Raw genomic sequence first — 21,981 nt, 5'->3', positions numbered from 1 at the left:
GAAGGGAGGCCTGGACCCATAAGGTCCAGGCCTCCCTTCTGCCCTGGCCCGCGTGGCACCTGCACTGCGCGCCCACCCGCTTGCCTGCGGCCCCTCAGGAAACCTTTGGGCGCGTCCGGTTAAAGTGGCCCGGACGCGGAGGGCTCTGCCTGACTCTGGCGGCGTTGTGACGTGCTGAACAGGGCCTTGGCACACGAGGTCCACCTCCGTTTATGGGGCCTGGAGGGAACTCACCCCTCTGCTTCTCTTTTGCAGGTGCCCTTCGCTAAGATCGGCCATGGCCGACCACCCGAGGCTCACGTGACGCTTCAGTCCTACACGGCCGACGCGCTGACACAGGCGCGCACCTGGAGCGGCCTGCACGACGATGAACTCCGCCGGCGCGCTGTGAAGGCCGCGGGGGAGAAGAACCACGAGGAACTGGTTTCCCTCACCCGCGCGTACCTCACGCATGAGGGCGCCAGTGGCCTGCTCACCAGCCTGCGCACGGTGGAGGCGTACACGCTGGGCGTCCGGCAGTTTCTGGAGTACGCCTCGAATCAGGCTGTGAATCTTCTGCGGCCTGGCCGGCGCGACGCGTCCGGGTACGTGGCCTTCATGCTGGACGCCGGCCGGCAACCGGCGGGCGTTCAGCTGAAGGTGGCGGCCGCCAGCTGCCTGTACCGCGCGCTGCGCTGGGCGGGGGCCACGGACGCCGACCCGTTCAAGGACGTCCGGATTCCGAAGGACCGCACGCCGGGGCTCGTGAAACGCCCGCCGTACACCGAAGATGAGCTGGCGGACGTGCTGGATCACGCTGACGTGCACGTGAAGTTCCTGCTGTTCGTTACGGCGCACGCCGGGCTGAGAATCAGTGAGGCGCTGGCCCTCACCTGGGATGACCTGGATGAAGCGGCGCGGCGGGTGCACGTCCGCAGCGGGAAAGGCCGCAAGGCGCGGGTGGTGGCCATGAGCACCAGCCTGGCGCGGGCCACCCGGCACTACCGGGGCCTGTACGCGCCGGGCGGGCCGGGTCACATGGACGGGAAACGCACCACGGCGCAGGATCATGTGTTCCGGTACGCTTCGCCCATGACGGCGCGCTACCACCTGGAGAAGGCGTTCAGGGCGGCGGGCGTGAAGTTCCGCGGCTTTCACCCGGGCCGGAAGTACGCCGGGACGCGCTTGCTTCAGCAGGTGAAGGATTTCGGCCGGGTCGCGGCGCACCTGGGGCACGAGAGCATCGACACGACCCGCAGGGGGTACGCTCAGCTGGCGACGGATGACCTGAAGGACGACCTTGCTGGGTGGTAGGGCCGGTGGACTCCGGCCGGCGCCTGACGACTGGTCCTTGTCGTGAAGGGGGACAGGGTCAGCGCTACAGCTTCGCGCTGCCCCTTCAAGGGTAACGGGAGTCGCCGCCGTGACGCTGGGGAGGCGTGACCACCAGCCCGCCTGAGGCGGTTCCTGCCTGGGCCGACCGGCGCGAGGATGCCAATGGTGAGCGCCCAGGGGGGCAGCAGCTCATTTTCCCTGTTGGTAGACTGCGACTATGCCCAGCATCGGACCAATTGAACTGATCGTGCTGCTGATCGTTTTCGCTGTGCTGCTGGGAGGCACATTCCTGGCGGTTCGGCTGATCAGCCGTGCCTGGAAGGCTGGGCCGTCTCAGCAGGTGCGCGACCTCGAAGAGCGCGTAAAGGACCTGGAACGCCGGTCCTGAAGACACTGGCTTCTCGTAACACCCGCGTTGTCAATGCTCTTTCCCCTGGACACAGACGCTCAGAAAGGAAAAAAGGGCGGCGCGCTGTTCATGGGTCTGGCGCGGCCCGGCACGTCCGGGCCGCGCCCCGCTTAACGGGGATGCGCGCAGCGCCTGATGCGGGTCTCCCATGAAGGATCGTTGTCTGCGGCTGGGGCCGCTTAATTGTTCCTGCGCTTCCTCACTGATCTTCACCGGAAGTTAATATACGGTGATGCCCGACCTGTCCGCGAACGCCCTGGACGTGCTGAACGACCTGCCTCTGCCGGTGTTCATCACTGACGCGCGCGGGCTGGTGCTGTTCAGCAATCAGGCGCTCGCCAACACCACCGGGCAGCGCGGGCCGGACCTGCAGGGGGCCAGCCTGAGCACCGTGATTCACCCGGATGACCTGAGCGCCGCCCAGGCGGTGTGGGGCCGCGCCGCCGCGGAGGACCGCCCGGATGAGCGGGAGATTCGGCTGCGGCTCGCCGACGGCACGTACGTGTGGTTCTGTATGCGCAGCCGCGCCCGGCCGGGCGGCGCGGGCTCCGCGACAGTCCTGAGCACCTGTCATGACATTCACGCGCTGAAAGTGGCAGAAACCCGCGCGCAGCAGCTTCAGGACCTGACGGCCAGCCTGGCGGACGCGCGTGACACCGGGGGCGTGCTCGCCCTCCTGCCCAAGGCCGCGCAGGTGCTGGGCGCCACGCGGGCCGTCCTGAGCCTCCTGCCGGATCACCGCGCCGCCGGGGGACTGACCCGCACCTTTGGCCTGCCGGACCTGCCGGCCACCCTGACGCAGACCCTGCTGGCCGACGTGACTGGCGGGCCGGGCGGCGAGGGTTCCTCCCCCGCGCCGGCACTGGCGGACCGTCTGCCGGGCGCAGGGCACCACCTGATGGTGCAGCCGCTGGGGGCTGCGGGAGTGCCGCTGGGGGTGCTGGCCGTGGCGATTCCGGGGGCCGCGCCCCCCGGCCCGGCGGAGCGGACGCTGGGCCTGACTGTGGCCGGCGTGCTGGCCCAGTCGCTGCGCCGCGCGCGGCAGCATGAGGCGGAGGAAGCCGCGCGGCAGCACGAGCGGGCGCTGCTGGACGCCGCACCCACCCTGATGTGGACGTCCCGGCCCCAGGAGGACGTGGCGCGCTTCAACCGGGCGTGGGCGGAGTACACAGGGCTGAACGTGGAGCTCAAGCATGGCGCGCTGGAGCGCGCGGTGCACCCGCAGGACCTGGGCGCCCTGCGGGACGCGGCGCGGCGCGTCCTCGCCGGGCTGCCGTACAGCGGCGAGCTGCGCCTGCGGCGCGCCGACGGCGCGTACCGGTGGCATCACGTGAGCCTGCGCCCCCTCGGTCCGGACGAGTGGCTGGGCGTGGCGACCGACATGCACGAGCAGCACGAGGCCGAACAGCGCCTGCACCTCACGCTGGAAGCCAGCGGCCTGGGTGTCTGGACGCTGGATCTGTCGACCGGGACCGTGCAGCGCTCCCCGGAGACGCAGCGGATGCTGGGCTTCGAGACCACTGTGGATACCACCGACACCTTCTACGACCGGGTGCATCCGGACGACCGGGCTGAGGTTCAGGAGACCTTCACCCGGGCGATCGCCGGTGAGGGCCCGGCGTCGTTCCGGGTAGATCACCGGTTTCTGCGGGGCGACGGCACCAGCATCTGGGTGGAGCAGCTTGTGCGCGTGGAACGCAACGAGCAGGGTCAGGCGCTAAGGCTGCTGGGCGTCACGGCCGACATCACCGCCCGGAAGCAGACCGAGACGCGGCTGCGGCTGCTCGCCGGGGCGGGTGAAACGCTCGCCGAGAACCTGAACCTCCCGGAAACCCTGTCGCGCCTGACCTCCCTGGCCGTGCCGGGCCTCGCGGACTGGTGCGCGGTGTACCTGCCGCAGCCGGACGGAACGCTGCACCCTGCCGCGTACACGCACCGTGACGTGGAGAAGCAGCGGCTGGCCGAGAAGTATCTGGCGCTGTTCCCGCAGCGGGCGGATGATTTCGGCGGCGTGGCCCGGGCGTACCGTGAGAACAAAGCGGTCGTGCTGCCCAGCGTGAGTGACGACCTGCTCGACGCGCTGCCCATCACGGACCGGCAGCGGACGCTCCTGAAGGCGATGGCGTTCGGGTCGGCGCTGATCGTGCCGCTCGCCGCCCACGGGCGGGTGCTGGGCGTCCTGAGTCTCATGCTGCACCGCGGCGGCCGCGCCTTCGGGCCGGAGGACGTGCCGTTTGTGCAGGAACTCGCGCGGCGCGCGGCGCTGGCCCTGGAGAACGCCCGCCTGTACGCCCAGGCGCAGTCCCTGAACGCTGAACTGGAGGCGCGCGTCGGCGAGCGAACTGCGGCCCTTGAGGCACGCAACCGGACGCTGGAGTCGTTTGCGGATCTGTCGCGGGATCTGAGCCTGGAACTGGACCCCGACGCGCTGGTCGGGCGCGCGCAGGAGATCCTGGTGTCCCTGCTGACCGGCGGCGCCAGCACGTACTACGAACCCGGCGCCGGCACCTGGACGCTGCGCTCAAGCCGCGGCGAGTTCCGCAACCCGGCGCTGCTGCCTGCCCTGCGTGCTGGCCTGCCGCGCGGCGCCACCCCCAACCTGGACCGGCCGCTTGACACGCAGCAGCCGTACTACCAGCGCCGGTACGATCCGGCCAGCGTGCCAGTCGCCCGCGAGCTGCTCAAGGAGGTCGGGGCGACGGCCAGCCTCCCCGTCATGGTGGGCGGTGAGCCGCGCGGGGTGCTGGTCGTCGGGACGTACGAGCCGCGCGCGTGGGCGCCCGAGGAACGCGCCATGCTGGAAACCACGGCCCGCGCCCTGGGCCTGGCGCTGGAACGCAGTGACGCGCTGCGCGAACGCCAGCAGGAACGGACGTTCCTGGCGGGCATCCTGCAGAACCTGGCCGAGGGGATCGTCGCCTGTGACGCGCGCGGGCACCTCACGCTGTTCAACGAGGCGTCCCGCACGCTGCACGGCCAGCCCCTGGCTCCCCTGCCGCCCGAGGCGTGGGCGGCGCACTACCACCTGTACCGCCCGGACGGCGTAACGCCGCTGCCGCTCGCCGAGATTCCGCTGTACCGGGCCTACCAGGGGGAGCAGGTGCAGGATGCGGAGATCGTGATTCGCCCGGAGGGCGGGGAGGCGCGCCTGGTGCTGAGCTTCGGCAGTCCCGTGACAGGCAGCCGTGGGGAACGGCTGGGGGCGGTGGTCGTCCTGCGTGACGTGACTGAACAGGACGCGTCGGAGCGTGCGCTGCGGGACGCGAACGAGCACCTGCAACGCTCGAACCAGGAACTGGAGCAGTTTGCGTACATTGCCAGTCACGACCTGCAGACCCCGACGCGGGCCGTGACGAGCTTCGCGGAACTGCTCCAGAACCGGTACGGCCCTCAGCTGGACGACCGCGCCCTGGTGTACCTGCAGCAGATTATCCGCGGCGGGCGGCGCATGAAACGGCTTGTGGATGACCTGCTGGCGTTCTCCCGGGTGAACACGCAGCAGGGGGCCCTGACGCCCGTCAGCAGCGAGGGCGTGCTGCGTGCTGCGCTGGAGGTGCTCGGTCCGGACCTCGAGGCCGCCGCGGGCGTGGTGACGCACGGACCGCTGCCGGTGATTCTGGGCGACCAGGACCAGCTGACGCGGCTGCTGGTGAACCTGATCGGGAACGCCGTGAAGTACCGCCGCCCGGGCACGCCGCCCCGCGTGCACCTGACCGCCGACCCGGACGGCACCTTCTGGCGCTTCGCGGTGCAGGACAACGGCGTCGGGATCGGCGAGGCATACCTGGACCGCATTTTCGAGCCGTTCCAGCGGCTGCACGCGCAGGACGACATTGAAGGCAGCGGCCTCGGACTGCCTGTCAGCCGGAAGATTGTGGAACGGCACGGTGGTCGGCTCTGGGTGACGAGCGCGCCGGGGGAGGGCAGCACGTTCTTCTTCACGCTGCCCGGCGCCGCGCACCGGCCGGTCATGACCCGGTGACGCGCCGGCCGGACGCGCCGGACAAGGGCGGCGGCCGGCCCCCACATCACTGGAGGGCCGGCCGGATTCAGACGGCGCGTCCGGGCAAGCGGTACGTGCCGCGCGCCCTGAGGATCAGTTGAGGGGGCGGGTGCCTGCCGGCAGGGTGCCGCCGGCCACCAGGGCTGCCGCTGCGTCCTGCAGGGCCGTGAGAGCGACGCGCTGCGTGAACGGCCCGGTGGAGACGCGCGCCACACCCAGCGCCTGAAGGTCGTTCACGGGCAGGCTCACGCCGGGCACGCTGATCACCGTGAGTTTCTGCGGGCCGAACGCGGCGGCCACCTCGCGAATTTCCTCACGGTCGATCAGGCCCGGCACGAACACCACCGGGGCGCCCGCCGCGAGGAACGCCTGACCGCGGCGGATGACTTCGGCCAGCACCTGCGTGCGGGCAGTGCCGGGCGCGGCGCGCACGGCCGCGTCGGTGCGGGCGTTGAGCACGAAAGGAATTCCAGCCGCGTGTCCGGCGGCCATGACCGCCTCGACCGCGGCGACTGCCTCGTCCAGCGGTTTCATGGCGTCTTCGAGGTTGCCGCCGACCACGCCGATCTCGATGGCACGCCGGGCGGTGTCGCCGGCGTTGCCGTAGCCAGCCTCGAAATCCATGGTGACAGGCACGTTCACGGCCTGCACGATGCGGCGCACCATATCGAGGTGCAGGTCGAGCGGGATGACTTCCCCGTCAGGGTAGCCGAAGGTGGACGCGATGGAGTGACTGGCCGTGGCGAGCGCCTGCACGCCGGGCACTGCCGCGACCACCTGCGCGGACACGACGTCCCAGACGTTCGCGAGAACCAGGATGTCGGGGGCGGCGTGCAGGTCCAGCAGGGTGCGGGCGCGGGTGGCGAGGTCGGGCGTGGTGATCTGGGTCATGGGGTCTCCTGGGGTCAGGCGGCGCGAAGCGCGGCGACCGAGTGGTGGGCGATGCGGTCAAAGCGGCGGGGATCGGCGGCCGTGCGGGCGAGCAGCATGGCGCCTTCCAGGGTGGCGAGGAAGGTGGCGGCGGTGTCGGCAGGCTCACCACCGTAGTGGAGGTCGCCGCTCTGGCGGCCCTGGTCGAGCGTCTGGGTGAGCCAGCGTTCGTTGAGGTCGAAGAAGGCCCGGAGTTCGGCGCGGACCGGCGCGGGAAGCGTGCAGTCCTCAGCGGCGAGCACGGTGCACAGGCAGATGCGCCCGTCGTCGTGCACGACGGCCCGGTAGGCGGCGACGTACTCGTCGAGCTGCCGCGCCGGTGGGAGGTGCGCGAGACCGCTGAGGACCCCGGACAGCTGCGCGCGGTAGCGCTGCAGCAGGGAGACGCCCAGGTCGGTTTTGGTGGGGTAGTGATAGTGAATGCTGGCGTTGCGGATGCCCAGGTGAGCACCGATGTCCTTGTAGCTCACGGCGTGATACCCGCGTTCCTGCATGAGACGCTGGGCAATGTCCAGAATCTGCGTGCGGGTGTCGGCGGGGTCGGACATAGCAGTAGTATCTACCTACATGTAGGTAGGTGTCAAGGGATAAGCAGTGATTGTTCATCCCAGGCCAGCGCGTCTGCGCCTGCCTCCCGGGCGCCGGGTGCTTACCTGGTCCCCCGCCACTCCCCCCATTCAGGGGAGAGTCCTGCCGCTTGCCAGAAACCTGACAGAAGGCCCCGGCCATCATGAGGCATGGACCTTCCGACGCTCCGGTGGATCACGCGCCTCTGGCCGCTGTTCCTGCTGGCGCTCTGGGGGCTGGCCGCAGCGGCCCCGAGCCTCGTGATCCAGCCGCTCACCTGGAACGTCATCGGTCTGGACAGCAACAACGTCAACGACGGACCCAACATCTTCCCGGTCGGCGCGCGCGTGTGCAACGTCGGCGACGCCACCGCCACCGGCGCCCAGGCGCGCTTTGTGTTCGACGGCGGTACCACCAACAGTTTCGTCGCCCTCCATGGCCTGAGCACGATCACCCTCAAGGACCTGCCCGCCGGGCCCGCCCCGGCCCACCCGAACAAACTGAGCAGCACGCCGGCCAACTGCCAGGACGCCATCTTCAACGTGCAGATCACCCGCAGCGCCAGCGCGTACTCCAGCCTGATCTCCAGTGCCGCGACACCCGCGCAGCGCAACACCCAGCTCTACCACATCGAAGCCACCGCCACCGGCACTGGCGTGGTCTCCACGCCCACCCCCCGCGAATTGTTCGTGGAAAAACTCGTCTCCCAGAACCGCAACTACGTCATCAGCTTCACCGGTCCATCCACCGTCGCTGTGGGGCAGGAAGTCGAACTGACCCTCACCGCGTCCACCGCCACGAACGGGTACGAGCAGATGGAGAACTACCCGATCCTGGTGAACACCGTGTTTCAGATTCTGAACGTCACCAGCACGTACAACTCTCCGGCCGGCGCGATCAACAGCAGCCCCTACGCGGACGCCTGCGGCTGGGAGAACGTCATCAACAGCGTCAACTACCACAACAACGGCGCGTGCATCGGCCCGGCGAACTACGCGGGCGGCAAGGTCGGCGATACCCTCACCACCACCTACCGCGTGCGGATCGTCGGCGGAGGCGTGCAGGGCGTCTTCAACGTCATCTACGACTTCTCCGGCAGTTCCTACCACTACAACAGCGACTACGGCACCAGCCGCAACGGCTTCACCATCACCGCGGTCCGCCCGGACCTCACCCTCACCAAAACCCACACCGGCATCTTCACGGCCGGTCAGCCCGGCAGTTTCACCTTTACCGTCCGGGCCACCGACGCAGACGTGTACGGCACCACCACCGTCACCGACGCCCTCCCCGCCGGCCTGACCCTCCCCGACGGGCCGGTCACCGTCAGTGGCCCGAACGCCAGCAGCTGGGCCTGCACCGCCCTGAACAGCAAGGTGACCTGCACCAGCACGAACACCAGCGCCACCACACCCCTGCTCACCGCGGGGAGCGCCAGTACCTTTACCATCAGTGGCGTCACGGTCGGCAGCGCCGCGTTTCCCAGCACCACCAACACCGCCACGGTCAGCAACCCCAACGAAACCGCGACCGGCAACAACGCCGCGAGCGACCCCGTCAGCGTGAACCTCCCCCCCACCGCCGCCAGCGACGCGGTCACCACCCCCTACGCCACCAGCGTCACCCTGAACGTCCTCGCAAACGACACCGACGCCGCCCCCGGGACGATCAACGCCGCCACGGTTGACCTCGACCCGGGCGTCACCGGGCTTCAGACGAGCCGGACCGTCGCGGGGCAGGGCACGTTCACCGTGAGCAGCGCAGGCGTGGTTACGTTCACGCCCGTCACCGGATTCAGCGGCGTCAGCAGCGTCACGTACACCGTGCAGGACAACCAGGGGGCGCTCAGCAACGCCGCGGCCATCACCGTCACCGTCCGCCCGCTCGCCGTGAACGACACGAACACCACCCCCAGCAACCAGGCCGTCACCACCTCCGTCCTGGGCAACGACGCGGGCAGCGCCCTGAACCCCAGCAGCGTCGTGTTCCCTGCCGCCGGCCAGCCCACCGGCAGCGCCGTCACCAGCAGCGGCAAAATCCTGACCGTGACCGGACAGGGCACGTACACCGTGAATCCCGACGGCACTGTGACCTTCACGCCCGCCACCAACTACACCGGAACGGCCAGCGCCGTCACCTACCAGGTGAGCGACGGCAGCGGCCAGACCGCCACCGCCACGCTGACCGTCACCGTCACCAACCGGCCCCCCACCGCCAGCAACGACAGCGCGATCATCACCGCGCCTGGGCAGCCCATCACCCTCCCGAACGTCACCAGCAACGACACCGACCCGGACGGCACCCTGAACCTCAGCACCCTGACGTTCGTGAACGCCCCCACCGGCGGCACCCTCAGTAACGGCGGGCAGACCCTCACCATCACCGGCCAGGGCACCTGGACCCTCAACCGCTCCACGGGCGCCGTGACCTTCACGCCGCAGTCCGGGTTCGTGACCAACCCCACCCCCGCGCAGTACACCGTCCAGGACAGCCAGGGCGCGACCAGCAACGCGGCGACCATCACCCTGACGGTCAGCAGCGCCGTGGACGTCACCGTCACCAAAGCCGCTCCCGCGTACGCGAAGGCAGCCGAACCCCTGACCTACACCCTGACCGTGAAGGTCAGCGGCGGACCGGCCAGCGCCGTGCAGCTCACCGATCCCCTTCCCGCCGGCGTCACCTTCCAGGCGGCCAGTGACGCGGGCAGCTATGACGCCTCAAGCCGCACCGTCACCTGGGTCCTCGGCGCTCTGCCCACCGGCACCCGCACGGTCACCGTGACCGTGCTGGCCCCCACGGGAGCGCAGCTGACCGCCGACGCCAACGTGCGCACCCTGGTGAACACGGCGTCTGTCACCACCGCCACCCCTGAAGCCGACGCCACGAACAACTCCGCCACCGCGCAGACCTTGATGGTGCACGCCCCGCTGACGAAAACCGTCCGGAACGTCACGCGCGCCACAGCCTTCGGCTCGGCCGGCGGCGGCCTGCCCGGCGAACGCCTCGAGTACTGCATCGCCTTTCTGAACGCGGGCGGCGTTGCCCTGCCCAACTTCGTCCTCGTTGACCCGGTGCCCGCGAATACGCGCGTGGACGTCAATGCCTACGACGCGGCCCGCGCCAACGGCAGCGCCGGAAACGGCATTCAGCTGACGCGCGCCGGGCTGGGCTACCTGAGCAGCGCCCAGGACACGGACGCCGGCAGCCTGAGCAGTGCCGGCGGCACCTTCGGCCAGGGGGTAATGACGGTCCGGCTGGGCACCCTGGCACCCAACGAACAGGGCAACGCCTGTTTTCAGGTGACGATCCGCTGAGCCGAGGCGACACGCGGCCCGGCCTGCACGGGTGCCCCCCGCGCGGCCGCTGCCCAGTCATTCTCCGCTGGGGTAGGTGTCAGGGAGGTCGTCATCGGACGGCTCAGCGCCGGGCAGCGCAGCGCCTGCCGGGTCCAGGGGACGCAGCGCCCGGGTGGTGTCGACGTGAATGAGCGCGTCGTACTGCCGGGCGGGATGCGTTTCCACGTAGTGGCTCCAGCGTTCCGTCTCCGGGCGGTAGATCACCCCGATAAAGCGCTGCAGCATCTCTTCACCCAGCGTGTGGGCGGCGGCGCCGGCGCGGAGATCCAGCCAGTAATGGTCCTGGCCACTCCAGCGCGCGAGGTCGTGCAGGTGGGCTTCCAGGCTGCCGGGCAGGGGCGCACGGACGCGCTTGACGTGACCAGGGGCGTCCCAGTCGTCCGCGGCATACACCTCACCCTGCGCGGTGGTCTGCCCGATGATGACCACCTCACTGCCCCAGCGTTCGCGGGCCAGCTGCCCGAGATTGAGTTCACCGCGCCGGGTACCCATGGCGCTGCCGCGCGCGTCCCCCAGGTGCGAGTTGTGGGCCCAGACCACCACCTTCGCCGCGCGGCCCTGGCTGTCCAGATGGGCGGCCAGGGCGTCCAGCGTCTCGGCCATGTGCGTGTCGCGGATGTTCCAGGAGTCGTCGCGGCCCCGGTACATGGCGCGGTAGTACTGTTCGGCACTGCGGGCCAGCCGGGCGTTCTGCTCGGCGTGGAACAGTTCGTCGCCCGCCATGAGGCCGGCGCTGTCCGGGTCAGCGGCGCGGCGCTGCAGCTCCAGGAGTTGCTGCGTGGCCTGATCCTCACACGGGTCCCACGCGCCGTGCTCAGTCGCGTACCCGTACGCCTGGGGGTTCTCGCCGAACATCTCGAAGCACGCGTAGCGGCTGCGGGCGCGGCGGGCCGCCTCAGGATCCACGCCCTCGAGGTAACTGACAACGGCGTGCATGCTGCGGTGCAGGCTGTACAGGTCCAGGCCGTAGAATCCCGCGGCGCGCTGCGGTTGCGCCGCGTTGAAGGTGCGCAGCCACCGCGCAAACTCCGCGACCTCCTCGTTACGCCACATCCAGCGGGGAAAGCGCGTGAAGTCGCCCAGCGCGCCCCCGACCGGACCGGCCAGCTGACCGCGCACGAAGCGGTTCACGCGGTACGCATCGGGCCAGTCAGCTTCGACGGCCACCGCGGTGAACCCGCGCGTTTCGATGAGGCGCCGGGTGAGAAGGGCGCGGTCACGGTAGAACTCGTGCGTGCCATGAGACGCCTCGCCGATCAGCACAAACCGGGCGTCCCCCACGATTGCCAGGAGGCCGTCCAGAGCGTCAGGCGCGCCGGTCAGGGGATTCAGTTCGGACAGCAGGTCAGGCATGTGGGTCCTCCTTCAGGGCGGCGTGCACCTCGGCGTCGGTCAGCTGCGGAAAGTGCTGGTAGTGCAGCCCGACCGCCCGGAAGGCGGCCGGGGCGTGCAGGCAGACCACATTGTCGGCAAGGGCACGCAGGTCTTCACAGGTGTCCGGCGCGCCGACAGGTACAGCCACCACGACACGCAGCGCGCCGCGTGCGCGCACAGCGAGCACACCGGCGCGCATGGTCGCGCCGGTCGCCACGCCGTCATCGACCAGCAGGACCACAGCGCCGGACACCGCACTCAGCCGGGTCATGCCCTCGTAAAGGGCTTCCCGGCGGGCAAGCTCAGCGGTCTCGGCAGCCTCCACGGCGTGGACAGCGTGAGCCGGCACGCGCAGCTGCGCGATCAGGGCGTCGTTCAGCCAGCGTACGCCGCCCGAAGCCAGCGCGCCCATGGCCACCTCCGGGGCCTGCGGCAGTCCCAGTTTCCGGACGGGGAGGACGGCCATGGGCGCGCGCAGGGTCCGCGCGATCTGCGCAGCGACCGGCACCCCTCCACGCGGCAGGGCGACAATGACGTCTGCAGTCACGCCGCGGCGCTGAAGATGCTGCGCAAGTTGCTGGCCAGCGTCGGCACGGTCGAGAAAGGTGGTCATGAGCTCTCCTGGAGGAAAGGCGACTGTCCGCCCCTCCTTCAGAAGACCTCACCGCGCGGAGTCCCGGATGACAGAACCGTCAAGGTGGGCAGGACACCCTGCGCACTAACCTGAGGACGCCAACAAGACATCCTGAAAGCACCCTGAACCGCTTCACGTCGTGTGCCCGGCTGACCTGCCCGTTCAGGCCCACCCGGCGATGAAGGAAGACCCTTGTCAGAATTGATTCACCTGTCATGGTGGCCTGAGGGAAGCAGGAGTGTGCCTGGAACAGCAGGGCCGCCATGCCGATCCGACGTCCAGACCGTCCGGGCGGCGCGCTGCATGCCTGGGGAGGAAGCACATGACCCGTGACCGCCTTGACCGTATGAATGACCGCATGACCGACGACCACCGCTTGGACGAGCGTGGGGAGCGCGAAACGCGCTTGAATGACCGTCAGGACCGGGGAGGAATGGACGACTGGGGCCGCGGCCGCGCCGACGATGCGTCCAGGCGTCAGGACCTTCACGGCCAGGAGGACAGCATGGGCCTCCGGCACGGCACGCCTGACCACTACGAGTGGAACCGCCGGCCCAGAAGGGACGAGGGCGGCACGGACAGGCACAGCGCACATTCCGGCAATGGGCTCAGCGTGACAGGCGGCAGGTCGGCCTCCACACGCTGATGGCCTGAAGTGCGCCGGGGAGGTGAAGCTGTCCCGTCCCCGGCCGCCCGTGTGGCGCGCTCAGCGGAGCTGCGGGAGGACGTGCTGCCCGAACGCGTCAATGAAGCGCTCCTGGTCACCCCGGCCTCGTGCAGGTACAGACGCTCGAAGCCTAGCGCCTCGTCCTCCTCGGGCGTGCGGACTTCGGACTGGATGAGGTGCCCGAAGGTGTTGGCCCGCCACTGTTCATGGGCGGCGGCGCGGGCGTCCTCCTCACGGGGGGCGGAGGCCACGTGGACCTGCAACAGCATGGGCTTGCCTTCCCCGCCCCCCTCCCGGAAGGCGTCAATGATGGGCCGGAGCTGTTCGGGTGGAGCGGCCACAGTGATCAGACCGTCCGCCCAGCTCCCCACCCAGCGGGCTGTGTCGACGCTGAGGGCCGCGCCGAACACCTGCGGGGACCGGGGAGGCCGGGTGTACAGACGGGCGTCTTCCACGGTGACGTGCTCGCCGTGATACGTGACCGTTTCACCGCGCCCCAGCGCCCGCATGATGTCCACGCATTCACGCAGGCGGGCGTCACGCTGCGCTTTGAGGGGCCAGCGGGTGCCGGTGATGTGCTCGTTGAGGTTCTGCCCCGGGCGCGCACCACAGGCAGACCGGAAACAGCTCGGCGAGGATGGCGGGGTGGTAGCGCTGGCCGGGGGCGCTGACCGCGCCGAAGGTCCATCCAGGGGGGTGGCCTGCAGGGCGCCGCCCAGCCACGCCCATGCGAAGCCCGACTGACCCTGGGTGCGGGTCCGGAGGAGAAAATGGTCGGAGCACATGCCGGCCTGGAAACCGGCGGCGTGGGCAAGCTGCACGAGGCGCAGCAGGTCGCTGGGCCGGAACTGCTCGTGAGACGGGTGAAGGCCGACGGTGGGAGCAGCGGGGTAGGGCAGTGTCATTCGTTCTCCTGGGTGCGCAGCCACCGCGGGCCGTAGGGGTTCAGTGTGAAGGTGCGGGGGTGTTCAGGGAGGGACACGGCGCTTCGGGCGTGCGGCTCTCCGAGATGGCGATGCCGGCGCGGCCCGGAATCAGAGACGGTAGGGCGTCCAGGTGGAAGCCGGGCACGCCCTCACACAACCAGAAGTGCGCCTCTTTGCGCAGTTCGACCTGAACGGGCAGCTGGGCTCTGTTCAGGTGGGTCACGAACAGGGCGGAAGGGGGACAGTCGGACGTGCTGGCCCGCCCGGCCCGGGTCCAGTGACCGGGCTGCGCTGGAGGTGCAGGGGGTGCGGGTCGGCACGGGCGGACTGAAACCAGGGGTGCGGGTCGCTGGTGGGGTTCAGGGCAAGGTCCAGCCGGACCCGCTCACTGAGGTGCACAGCGCCGCCGATCAGGGCGCGGAATTCGTCGAGGGTGCCCAGGGCGGGGCCGCCGGCGCAGGAGTTCGTGAGGTTGTACCCGTTATCTGGCCGTGGGGAGGAGTAGAGGGGTTGCAGCCACAAGGGATCACGCAGGTCTGGCAAGCACGCAGGCCCAGTAGGTCGCCGATGCCGTCGCCGTTGCTGTCGTGCAAGGATCTGAGTCCGCCTTGTAGAGGGGGGCGTTCTCGGGCCAGGGAGGGGCGCGGACGCCCTGGGCGGCGGGGTGGACGGTCATTGTCTGCTGCTGAGCAGGTCAGGTGAGGCGCACCACACAGCTTCCTGAAGGGCATGCGGGGGGACGGGCCCGCTACCATTCGGGCGGGGAAGGCGGCATGCTGACCGGAATGACGAGATCTGGTGACGTGCGTGCCCCGCTGGCCTTTCCGCGGTACCTGCAGGTGCAGCAGGCGCTGCAGGAGATGATTGAGGGCACCGAGTACGCGCCGGGCGATAAGGTGCCCTCGGAGCGGGAGCTGGCTGAGCAGCTGGGCGTGAGCCGCATGACGGTGCGCCGCGCCATGGACAACCTGGTGCGCATGGGGCTGCTGGAGCGCGACAGTACGGCGGGCACGCGGGTCAGTGCGCCGAAGGTGAACCGGCTGCTGAACGACCCGCAGCTGCACAGCATCACGCAGATGGTGACGGCCGAGGGCGGGCAGGCGGGCGGGCGGCTGCTGGAGTTTCAGGTGACGGCGGCGCCCAGTCAGGTGAGTGAACGCCTGGGGGTGCCGGTGGGCAGCGCGGTGGTGATGCTGCGGCGCCTGCGGCTCGTGAATGAGGTGCCGTTCTGCCTGGAGACGAGTTACCTGCCGCACGCGCGGGTGCCGGGGCTGGCGGCGGAGGACCTGATGGGCAACCAGTCGCTGTACCGGGTGCTGCGTGAGCGGTACGGGATTGAGGCGGGGGTGGGTGAGAGTGTGATCAGCGTGGCGCCGGCGACGGTGGCGGAGGGACGGGCGCTGAATCTGGGCGCGGACCAGAGTGTGCTGCTGTACCGGACGCTGGTGCGTGACCCGGCGGGGGTGCCGTTCGAGTACCTGAAGTCGGCCAATCACCCGCAGTTCGTGGTGTTCCGGATCGGCGAGGGCGGGCGGGGCTGAGGGAGTGGGCTTGACTTCCAGGCATGCGGCGCGCACTCTTGGTCTATACCAAGATCCAGCAGGAGACCAGCATGACCACCAGTCAGACCGAACGGCCCGCCGTCACCGCGAGCCCCATCACCCCTGAGCACATCACCGGCGGCCTGCAGGCCGCCCTGCGCACCAAAGACGAAGCCGACCGGCTTGGGCGCGAACTCGCCGGGCAGTTCGACCGGATCTACCTGGTCGGCTGCGGCGCCCCCAACCGCGTCATGCTCACCCTGGAGTACTGGCTGGAGCAGACACACAGCAGCTTTCAGGTCCGCCGGTACTTCCCCGCCGAGCTCATGACCCAGCAGCCCCGCCTCGACGACCGCACGCTGGTCATCCTGGGCTCCAAATCCGGAACCACGCAGGAGACCGTGCAGGCCGCCGAGCGCCTGCGCGGCGCGCCCTGCCGCACGCTGGCCGTCACCAGTACCCCCGATGCGCCCCTGGCCCGCGCCGCACAGCAGGCCCTGTACCTCGGGGACACCGAGCAGGCCCACACCGGCCTCTTTATCGTGCTGCAGGCATTGATCGGCGGCATGATGCACGCCCGCGACGGCTGGCCCCACCAGGCGGCCCTGCTGCGCTCCCTGGACGCCCTGCCCGGCGTGCTTGTGGAGAGTGCCCGGCTGAACGACGACCGCGCCCGCGCAGACGCCCGCACCTACCAGCACGATCACATCCTGTACCACATTGCCGGCGGGCCGATGTTCGCCACCGCCTACGTGTTCGGCGTGTGCATGCTCATGGAGATGCAGTGGCTGCACAGCGTGCCCTTCGAAGCCGCCGAGTGGTTCCACGGCCCCTTTGAAATTCTCGACGCCCGGACGCCCGTCATGCTGCTGCTCGGCGAGGACCCCAGCCGCCCCCTGGCCGAGCGCGCCGAAGCGTTCTGCCGCCGCTACACCGACCGCGTGATGGTATACGACACCCGCGACTACCCCATGACGGGCGTCGCACCCGAAATCCGCCCTATCGTCGGTCCGTTTGTGCTGCAGGCCGCCCTGAACCGCTTTGCGGAACACCTCGCCGAACTGCACGGCCATCACCTCGACACCCGCCGCTACATGTGGGTCACCGAGTACTGACATGCGCGCCCTTCTCGGACTGGGCGACAACACCACCGACCTGTACGTCGATCAGGGCGTGATGTACCCCGGCGGAAACACCGTGAACGTCGCGGTGCTCGCCGCCCGCCTGGGCCGGCCCAGCAGTTATCTCGGCGTGCTGGGCAACGACGGACGCGGCCAGCTGATCCTGAACGCCCTGCGGCGTGAAGGCGTGAACATCAGCCGCGCCCGCACCGTCCCCGGAACGACCTCATGGTCCCGCGTCCGGCATCACGGCACCGACCGCGTGTTTGACGGTGATGACGTCGGCGTGTCCCGCCAGTGGACCTTCACACCGGACGACGACAGGTTCATCGGCACGCACCACACGGTGCACACCAGCGTGTACAGCGGCCTGGACGACCACCTGCCCCGCATCCGGGCCGCCGCGCGCCTCCTGTCGTACGACTACTCGACCGCGTGGACGCCCCACACCCTGAGCGCCACGGCGCCGCTGCTGGATGTGGCGTTCCTGTCGGGCGCAGCCCGGAGTCCCGAAGACTGCGTCGCCGCGGCACGCCACCTGAGCGCGCTGGGCACCGGCGTGGTGGTGGTCACCCGAGGCGCCGAGGGCGCCCTGGCCGTCCGCGGGCCGGACGTCTGCCACCAGCCGGCGGCGCCCGCCCAGGTCTCCGACACGCTCGGCGCCGGAGACGCCTTTATCGCCGCGTTCCTGCACCACTGGACCGACACGCCCGACCTGCCCGGCGCGCTGCTGCGGGGCGCGCAGGAAGCCGCGCGCAACTGCGCCACACCCGGCGCTTTCGGGCACGGCGCGCCCCTCACCCCCTGACCCCTGCACGCCCCACCCCGGAGGCCCCATGAACGGAACGCCGCTTCGCCGCTGGACCCTGCTGCTGCTCGCCACCCTCGCCGCCGCGCCGGCCAGCGCCCGCACACTGGCCGAGATCCGGCAGTCCGGGATGCTCCGCCTCGCCACCGAAGGCAACTACCGCCCGTTCAACTACTACCAGGGCAAAACCCTCACCGGCTTCGAGGTGGACCTGGGCAACGCCATCGCCAGACAGCTGGGTGTCAAAGCGCAGTGGAGCACCATCGTCTTTGACAGCCTGCTTATCGGCCTGGCCCAAAACAAGTACGACCTGGTGATTGCCAGTCACGGCATCACCCCCGAACGCCTGAAAGCTGTGGATTTCAGTGCCCCTCACTACTGCAGTGGCGGCGTGCTCGTGACGCTGCCCGGCGGACCCCGCACCACAGCCGACCTGAACGGCAAGGTCGTGTCCCTGGGCGTGAACACTTCGTACCTGCAGTACGCGCAGCGCCTCCCCGGCCTGAAAGGCATCCGGACGCTGCCCACCACCAGCGATCAGCTGACCGCCGTGTTCAACCGCCGCGCAGACGCCATAGTGCTCGACCGGTTCAACGCCATCGACGTGGCCCGCACCCTGCCCGGCAAACTGCAACTGGGGGACGTGATCTTCCCCGAGCGGATCGGCATGGCCGTGCAGAAAGGCAACAGCGGCCTGCTCAGCGCCGTGAACGGGTCACTGGCCCGCCTGCTCGGTGACGGCACCTACGCCAAACTCAGCGGCACGTACTTCGGGCAGGATATCCGCTGCCGCTGACCCTGGTCGCCGCCTGCTCTTGACCGGGGGTACCGGCGGGGGCGCGGCGTTACGCCCGGGGGACTGCGGTCCCGGCACGGACCCGGCGGCGGTAGGTCTGCGGGGTCAGGCCGGTCACCTCACGGAATTTTCGGCTGAAGGCACTGTGATCACTGTACCCGCACTCGTGCGCCACCTGCGCGACGGAAGCGTCCGTGTCACGCAGCAGACGGACGGCGGCGTCCAGGCGGACCCGCAGCAGAAACTGCTTGGGGGAGACGTGGCACACACGGCGCACCAGCCGTTCGAAACTGTCTGCGGACAGGCCTGCCTGCGCGGCCAGCGCCTGCACCTGAAGTGGCTGCGCGAAATGCGTCTGCATAAACGCCAGTGCGTCAGCGACCCGCGCGTACCCCTCGCGGCCTTCGCTGAGGGGCGGCACGTCACGTGACACGCCCGCCACGCCGACCACCGCGCCGTCCGCGCCAAACACCGGCAGTTTGTGCGTCAGGCACCAGATGGGTTCGCCGCGCGGCCCGACGTACAGTTCCAGCACGTCCCTCAGTTCCCGGCCCTCGCGCAGCGTCCGCTCGTCCTGTTCCCGGAACCGCCGTCCCGCCTCCCCTGCAAAAACTTCCGCCGCGGTGCGGCCCAGCACTTCCGCCTTATGCTGCGCCCCGCACCGTTGCCGCAACGTGTCATTCACGCTCACGTACCGGCCCTGGGTGTCTTTCACGTAGAACACCAGACCGGGCACGTCATCAAGCAGCGTCTCTACCGGCCAGCGGCCATCTGGGGTGGGGTGCAGCCAGGCACGCGGGTCGGTGGTACCGGTGGGGGGGGCGCCGCGGCGTACCATGCCGCCTATTATGCGAAACTCCGCACGCCGGGCGCGCCGTTCACTCAAGACAGCGGCCCGCCCTGCTCTCTACCCTGAAGGCATGCGCAGCGCCCCCACCCTGACCCCCACCACCCGCAGCCCCGACTCCCGGGAAGTGACCGGCATGGGTCTGGCGCTGCTGTCGGCCGCGGCGTCCGGCACGCTGGGCCTGTGGGGAAAACTGGCACTGACCCTGCAACTGAGCACGCCCACCCTGCTGAGCTGGCGCTTCGGTCTGACCGCCGCGCTGCTGCTGGCACTGGGCGCCTTCCACGTGCCGCTACGGGAGCGGGTTACGCTTCTGCTGCTGGGCGGACTGTACGCCGCCACGACCGTCGCGTACTTCATGGCCCTGACCCGCATCTCGGCCAGTACGGCCGCGCTGCTGGTGTATGTGGCCCCGGCGTTCGTGATTCTGTACGGCGCGGTGAGCGGCACCCGCCCTGCCCGCGCGCAGCTCGGGGCGCTGGCGTGCACGCTGCTGGGCCTGGGCGTGGTGGTCGGCCTGCCTGGCGCCGCAGACCGTGACGTGCTGGGTCTGTTGCTCGGCGGCCTGTCCGGCGCCGTGTACGGCGCGTACCTGTTTCTCAGCGGTCGCCTGGCCGCCGACTCGGCCCCGCTGAACGTAACGGCGCATGTGGCTGTCGTGAGCGCCGCGACGTTCGCCGCCATGGGGACCGTGAGCGGCAACCTGGGGGTTCCGGTCACGCCCGCCCACTGGGGACTGGTGCTCGCCATGATGCTGATTCCCACGCTGGTGGCCCTGCCGGCCCTGGCGGGCGCCGTGCAGCGGATCGGCGCGGCGCGCGTGAGTCTTCTGGCCAGCACGGACCCGCTGTGGGCGGTACTGTTCGCCACCGTGCTGCTCGGTGAGGTGCTCAGTGGCGCGCAGGTGGTCGGGGGGCTGCTGATTCTCGGTGGTGCGGGGCTGGCGCAGCGGCCGGCGCCCCGAGCGCCGTGAAGTCGCAAGCGGGAGCAGCCTTCGCGCTTGCGCCAGCCAATAGACCGTCAGCCTGACAGCGCCTGAAAAACAGGACTACCGGGCTGACTGTAACGGCCGCTGGGCGTCACGCTGCGGGGTGGGTGGCTACTCCCGGTCCGGGCCGCGCGTGCCGTTCGGGCGTGTCTCCTGAGATTGCCCCGCGACCTGCTCTGGCGTGACTGGCGTCTGGGCCAGGGCGTCACCCTCTTTCTGGTCCACCACCAGTACCTCCCGGGCCAGGGTGATCTCCTGCGAGACCACCTCCGTCCGGGTTTGCTTGAACACCTCAACGCGTTCGCTCACGTAGGGAACCACGCTGATCTGCGCGCGCTCCTCGTACACGAGGAGTTCATACTCCTGGGCGGGTTCGAGGGCCTCACCGTTCACCTCCACCCGGACGTCTCCGGGCGCGGCGGTGATCACGAGCACCTCGCGCTCGAGATTGACGGTGACCGTCTCCTGAGACACGCGGCGCTCCCGGCGCACCTGCACGGTACCCGTAAGTTCACGGATCGTCTGGACGACGGCCCGCTCCTCCCGGAGTTCCAGGATGCCGACGGACTCGCGGCGCTCAGGCAGCAGCTGTTGTTCGGTAGGGTCGTCCATGGCAGCAGACCGTGGGGGAACACTTCCGTGACCCCCCACGTGGTCGCTCAGCGGCGGTCGCCGTCGCGCGAGTCGATAACGTCAGTGGTGGTCGTCTCGGTCGTTTCCATGCGGTCGTTCATGAGGCCGGTGCGGTTCATGTCGGCGCCCTCGACCTGAACGTCGCCGTTCTGGCGGACGTCCAGCACTTCACGGCCGACCGTTTCGGTCACAGTCTGCTGCTCGGTGATGGTGCGCTTGCCCACCTCAATCTCTTCAGTGACGAAGGCCTGTTTGCTGACGTCGGCGCGCTCAGCTTCAAGGTGCACGGTCATCGTCTCCGTATCCTCACCGAGGCGGACGGTGCCGGACACGGGCTGCGCTTCGGTCACGGCGCGGCGCTCAATCACGATTTCCTCGCGCTCGAGGGGCACGGTCACGTTCTCGGTGCGGGTTTCGACATGCTTGCCCACCTGCACCTGCCCGGCGACATAGCGGTCCTTGTTCACCTGCAGGCGCTCTTCGAGCAGTTGCAGCCGCTGGGGCGTCTGGAACATCGTGTCATCCTCGCGGTACCTGTACTCACCGGTGGTGCCGGCCTGCTGTTCGCTGTGGGTCACGCCGCGCAGCACGCGCTCGTCGGCCACCTGGGCGTCGTAGTCATAGGTCTGATCGGCGGTGTACGAGGACATGTCCTTGACCTGATCGCGGGTCAGGGAGTCAAAGTACACGCCGTCATTCTCGATGCGCGCCAGCCCGACGGGCACCATGACTTCCTTGGCAGTGAACCAGCCGCCGGCGTCAACGATGAAGTACCGGATCCGGCCGGATTCGTCGGTGAGCGCTTCACGGATCGTGCCGAGCCGTTCGCCGTTGAGGCCGTAGGCGTGGTGGCCGATCACGTTATACGTGTCACCGAGGTCGTAATTGCGGTCGCGGACGAGTTCGGAAATAGGAATCAGTCGTGCCATGGTGTCCTCCTGTGGAAGTGTGGTGGTAACCCACCTGAACAGGGGAAGTCTGACTGTGGCCGCCATCATATTTTTCCGAAAAGTCTAAAGGAATACGTGCTGGCCGTCATTTCTGAAGGTCCACTCAAGCGCGGGTGT

General features: G+C 69.4%; 19 protein-coding genes and 1 pseudogene. 10 read left to right on the top strand and 10 right to left on the bottom strand.

Features of this window, described 5'->3' with window-relative positions; translation table 11 throughout:
* The first annotated feature begins 300 nt into the window (after positions 1 to 300).
* From LAJ19_RS18280 to LAJ19_RS18270, 3 genes are all read left to right on the top strand, one after another.
* On the top strand, positions 301 to 1,293 hold the full coding sequence (locus tag LAJ19_RS18280) for a tyrosine-type recombinase/integrase (protein WP_225524261.1): 993 nt from the start codon (positions 301 to 303) through the stop codon (positions 1,291 to 1,293).
* Positions 1,294 to 1,531: 238 nt separating this feature from the next.
* Complete coding sequence (locus LAJ19_RS18275) at positions 1,532 to 1,702, top strand: hypothetical protein (RefSeq protein ID WP_225524260.1); 171 nt, start codon at positions 1,532 to 1,534, stop codon at positions 1,700 to 1,702.
* Positions 1,703 to 1,955: 253 nt separating this feature from the next.
* Positions 1,956 to 5,705 (top strand): PAS domain S-box protein, encoded by a 3,750-nt coding sequence (locus LAJ19_RS18270; protein ID WP_225524259.1) that lies wholly within the window; start codon positions 1,956 to 1,958, stop codon positions 5,703 to 5,705.
* A gap of 114 nt (positions 5,706 to 5,819) precedes the next feature.
* On the opposite strand, the gene LAJ19_RS18265 is transcribed toward LAJ19_RS18270, so the two are convergent.
* Positions 5,820 to 6,617, bottom strand: a complete 798-nt coding sequence (locus LAJ19_RS18265; RefSeq protein ID WP_225524258.1) for an isocitrate lyase/PEP mutase family protein — start codon at positions 6,615 to 6,617, stop codon at positions 5,820 to 5,822.
* A 14-nt stretch (positions 6,618 to 6,631) separates the two neighbouring features.
* Entirely contained in the window at positions 6,632 to 7,204 is a 573-nt protein-coding gene (locus LAJ19_RS18260; RefSeq protein ID WP_225524257.1) for a TetR/AcrR family transcriptional regulator, read from the bottom strand.
* 189 nt (positions 7,205 to 7,393) lie between these two features.
* On the opposite strand from LAJ19_RS18260, the gene LAJ19_RS18255 reads away from it, so the two are divergent.
* Positions 7,394 to 10,537, top strand: a complete 3,144-nt coding sequence (locus LAJ19_RS18255; protein ID WP_225524256.1) for a cadherin-like domain-containing protein — start codon at positions 7,394 to 7,396, stop codon at positions 10,535 to 10,537.
* Positions 10,538 to 10,594: 57 nt separating this feature from the next.
* On the opposite strand, the gene LAJ19_RS18250 is transcribed toward LAJ19_RS18255, so the two are convergent.
* Positions 10,595 to 11,932: an erythromycin esterase family protein gene (locus LAJ19_RS18250; RefSeq protein WP_225524255.1), complete on the bottom strand. Its 1,338-nt coding sequence runs from the start codon at positions 11,930 to 11,932 to the stop codon at positions 10,595 to 10,597.
* Entirely contained in the window at positions 11,925 to 12,566 is a 642-nt protein-coding gene (locus LAJ19_RS18245; RefSeq protein WP_225524254.1) for a phosphoribosyltransferase, read from the bottom strand. The genes LAJ19_RS18250 and LAJ19_RS18245 overlap by 8 nt, the downstream gene beginning before the upstream one ends.
* 343 nt (positions 12,567 to 12,909) lie before the next feature.
* On the opposite strand from LAJ19_RS18245, the gene LAJ19_RS18240 reads away from it, so the two are divergent.
* Positions 12,910 to 13,233 (top strand): hypothetical protein, encoded by a 324-nt coding sequence (locus tag LAJ19_RS18240; protein WP_225524253.1) that lies wholly within the window; start codon positions 12,910 to 12,912, stop codon positions 13,231 to 13,233.
* Between the two features lie 60 nt (positions 13,234 to 13,293).
* On the opposite strand, the pseudogene LAJ19_RS18235 reads toward LAJ19_RS18240, so the two are convergent.
* The 3 genes and pseudogenes from LAJ19_RS18235 to LAJ19_RS18225 all read right to left on the bottom strand — a co-directional run bounded on the left by LAJ19_RS18235 (position 13,294) and on the right by LAJ19_RS18225 (position 14,702).
* Positions 13,294 to 14,159: pseudogene (locus tag LAJ19_RS18235) on the bottom strand (LLM class flavin-dependent oxidoreductase).
* A gap of 40 nt (positions 14,160 to 14,199) precedes the next feature.
* Entirely contained in the window at positions 14,200 to 14,403 is a 204-nt protein-coding gene (locus LAJ19_RS18230; RefSeq protein ID WP_225524252.1) for a hypothetical protein, read from the bottom strand.
* Complete coding sequence (locus tag LAJ19_RS18225; RefSeq protein WP_225524251.1) at positions 14,400 to 14,702, bottom strand: alpha-amylase family glycosyl hydrolase; 303 nt, start codon at positions 14,700 to 14,702, stop codon at positions 14,400 to 14,402. The genes LAJ19_RS18230 and LAJ19_RS18225 overlap by 4 nt, the downstream gene beginning before the upstream one ends.
* Before the next feature lie 263 nt (positions 14,703 to 14,965).
* Between LAJ19_RS18225 and LAJ19_RS18220 the strand changes: the two genes are divergently transcribed.
* From LAJ19_RS18220 to LAJ19_RS18205, 4 genes are all read left to right on the top strand, one after another.
* Positions 14,966 to 15,721, top strand: coding sequence for a GntR family transcriptional regulator (locus LAJ19_RS18220; RefSeq protein ID WP_225524250.1), 756 nt, complete (start codon positions 14,966 to 14,968; stop codon positions 15,719 to 15,721).
* Between the two features lie 71 nt (positions 15,722 to 15,792).
* Entirely contained in the window at positions 15,793 to 16,836 is a 1,044-nt protein-coding gene (locus LAJ19_RS18215; RefSeq protein ID WP_225524249.1) for an SIS domain-containing protein, read from the top strand.
* A 1-nt stretch (position 16,837) separates the two neighbouring features.
* A complete protein-coding gene (locus LAJ19_RS18210) occupies positions 16,838 to 17,650 on the top strand; it encodes a PfkB family carbohydrate kinase (protein WP_225524248.1) in 813 nt (270 codons plus the stop codon).
* 28 nt (positions 17,651 to 17,678) lie between these two features.
* Positions 17,679 to 18,446, top strand: a complete 768-nt coding sequence (locus tag LAJ19_RS18205) for an ABC transporter substrate-binding protein (protein WP_225524247.1) — start codon at positions 17,679 to 17,681, stop codon at positions 18,444 to 18,446.
* A gap of 49 nt (positions 18,447 to 18,495) precedes the next feature.
* On the opposite strand, the gene LAJ19_RS18200 is transcribed toward LAJ19_RS18205, so the two are convergent.
* Positions 18,496 to 19,284: an AraC family transcriptional regulator gene (locus tag LAJ19_RS18200; RefSeq protein WP_225524246.1), complete on the bottom strand. Its 789-nt coding sequence runs from the start codon at positions 19,282 to 19,284 to the stop codon at positions 18,496 to 18,498.
* 82 nt (positions 19,285 to 19,366) lie between these two features.
* Here LAJ19_RS18200 and LAJ19_RS18195 point away from each other — a divergent pair, with 82 nt between their 5' ends.
* Positions 19,367 to 20,266: a DMT family transporter gene (locus LAJ19_RS18195; protein ID WP_225524245.1), complete on the top strand. Its 900-nt coding sequence runs from the start codon at positions 19,367 to 19,369 to the stop codon at positions 20,264 to 20,266.
* A 126-nt stretch (positions 20,267 to 20,392) separates the two neighbouring features.
* Here LAJ19_RS18195 and LAJ19_RS18190 read toward each other — a convergent pair whose 3' ends face one another.
* Both LAJ19_RS18190 and LAJ19_RS18185 read right to left on the bottom strand, forming a co-directional pair.
* A complete protein-coding gene (locus tag LAJ19_RS18190) occupies positions 20,393 to 20,893 on the bottom strand; it encodes a DUF2382 domain-containing protein (protein WP_225524244.1) in 501 nt (166 codons plus the stop codon).
* A 47-nt stretch (positions 20,894 to 20,940) separates the two neighbouring features.
* On the bottom strand, positions 20,941 to 21,843 hold the full coding sequence (locus LAJ19_RS18185) for a PRC and DUF2382 domain-containing protein (protein WP_225524243.1): 903 nt from the start codon (positions 21,841 to 21,843) through the stop codon (positions 20,941 to 20,943).
* Between the last annotated feature and the right edge of the window lie 138 nt (positions 21,844 to 21,981).

The organism is Deinococcus taeanensis (assembly GCF_020229735.1).
In the GTDB taxonomy this organism is placed as follows: Bacteria; Deinococcota; Deinococci; order Deinococcales; family Deinococcaceae; genus Deinococcus; species Deinococcus taeanensis.
This window is presented reverse-complemented; position numbering and strand designations above follow the sequence as displayed.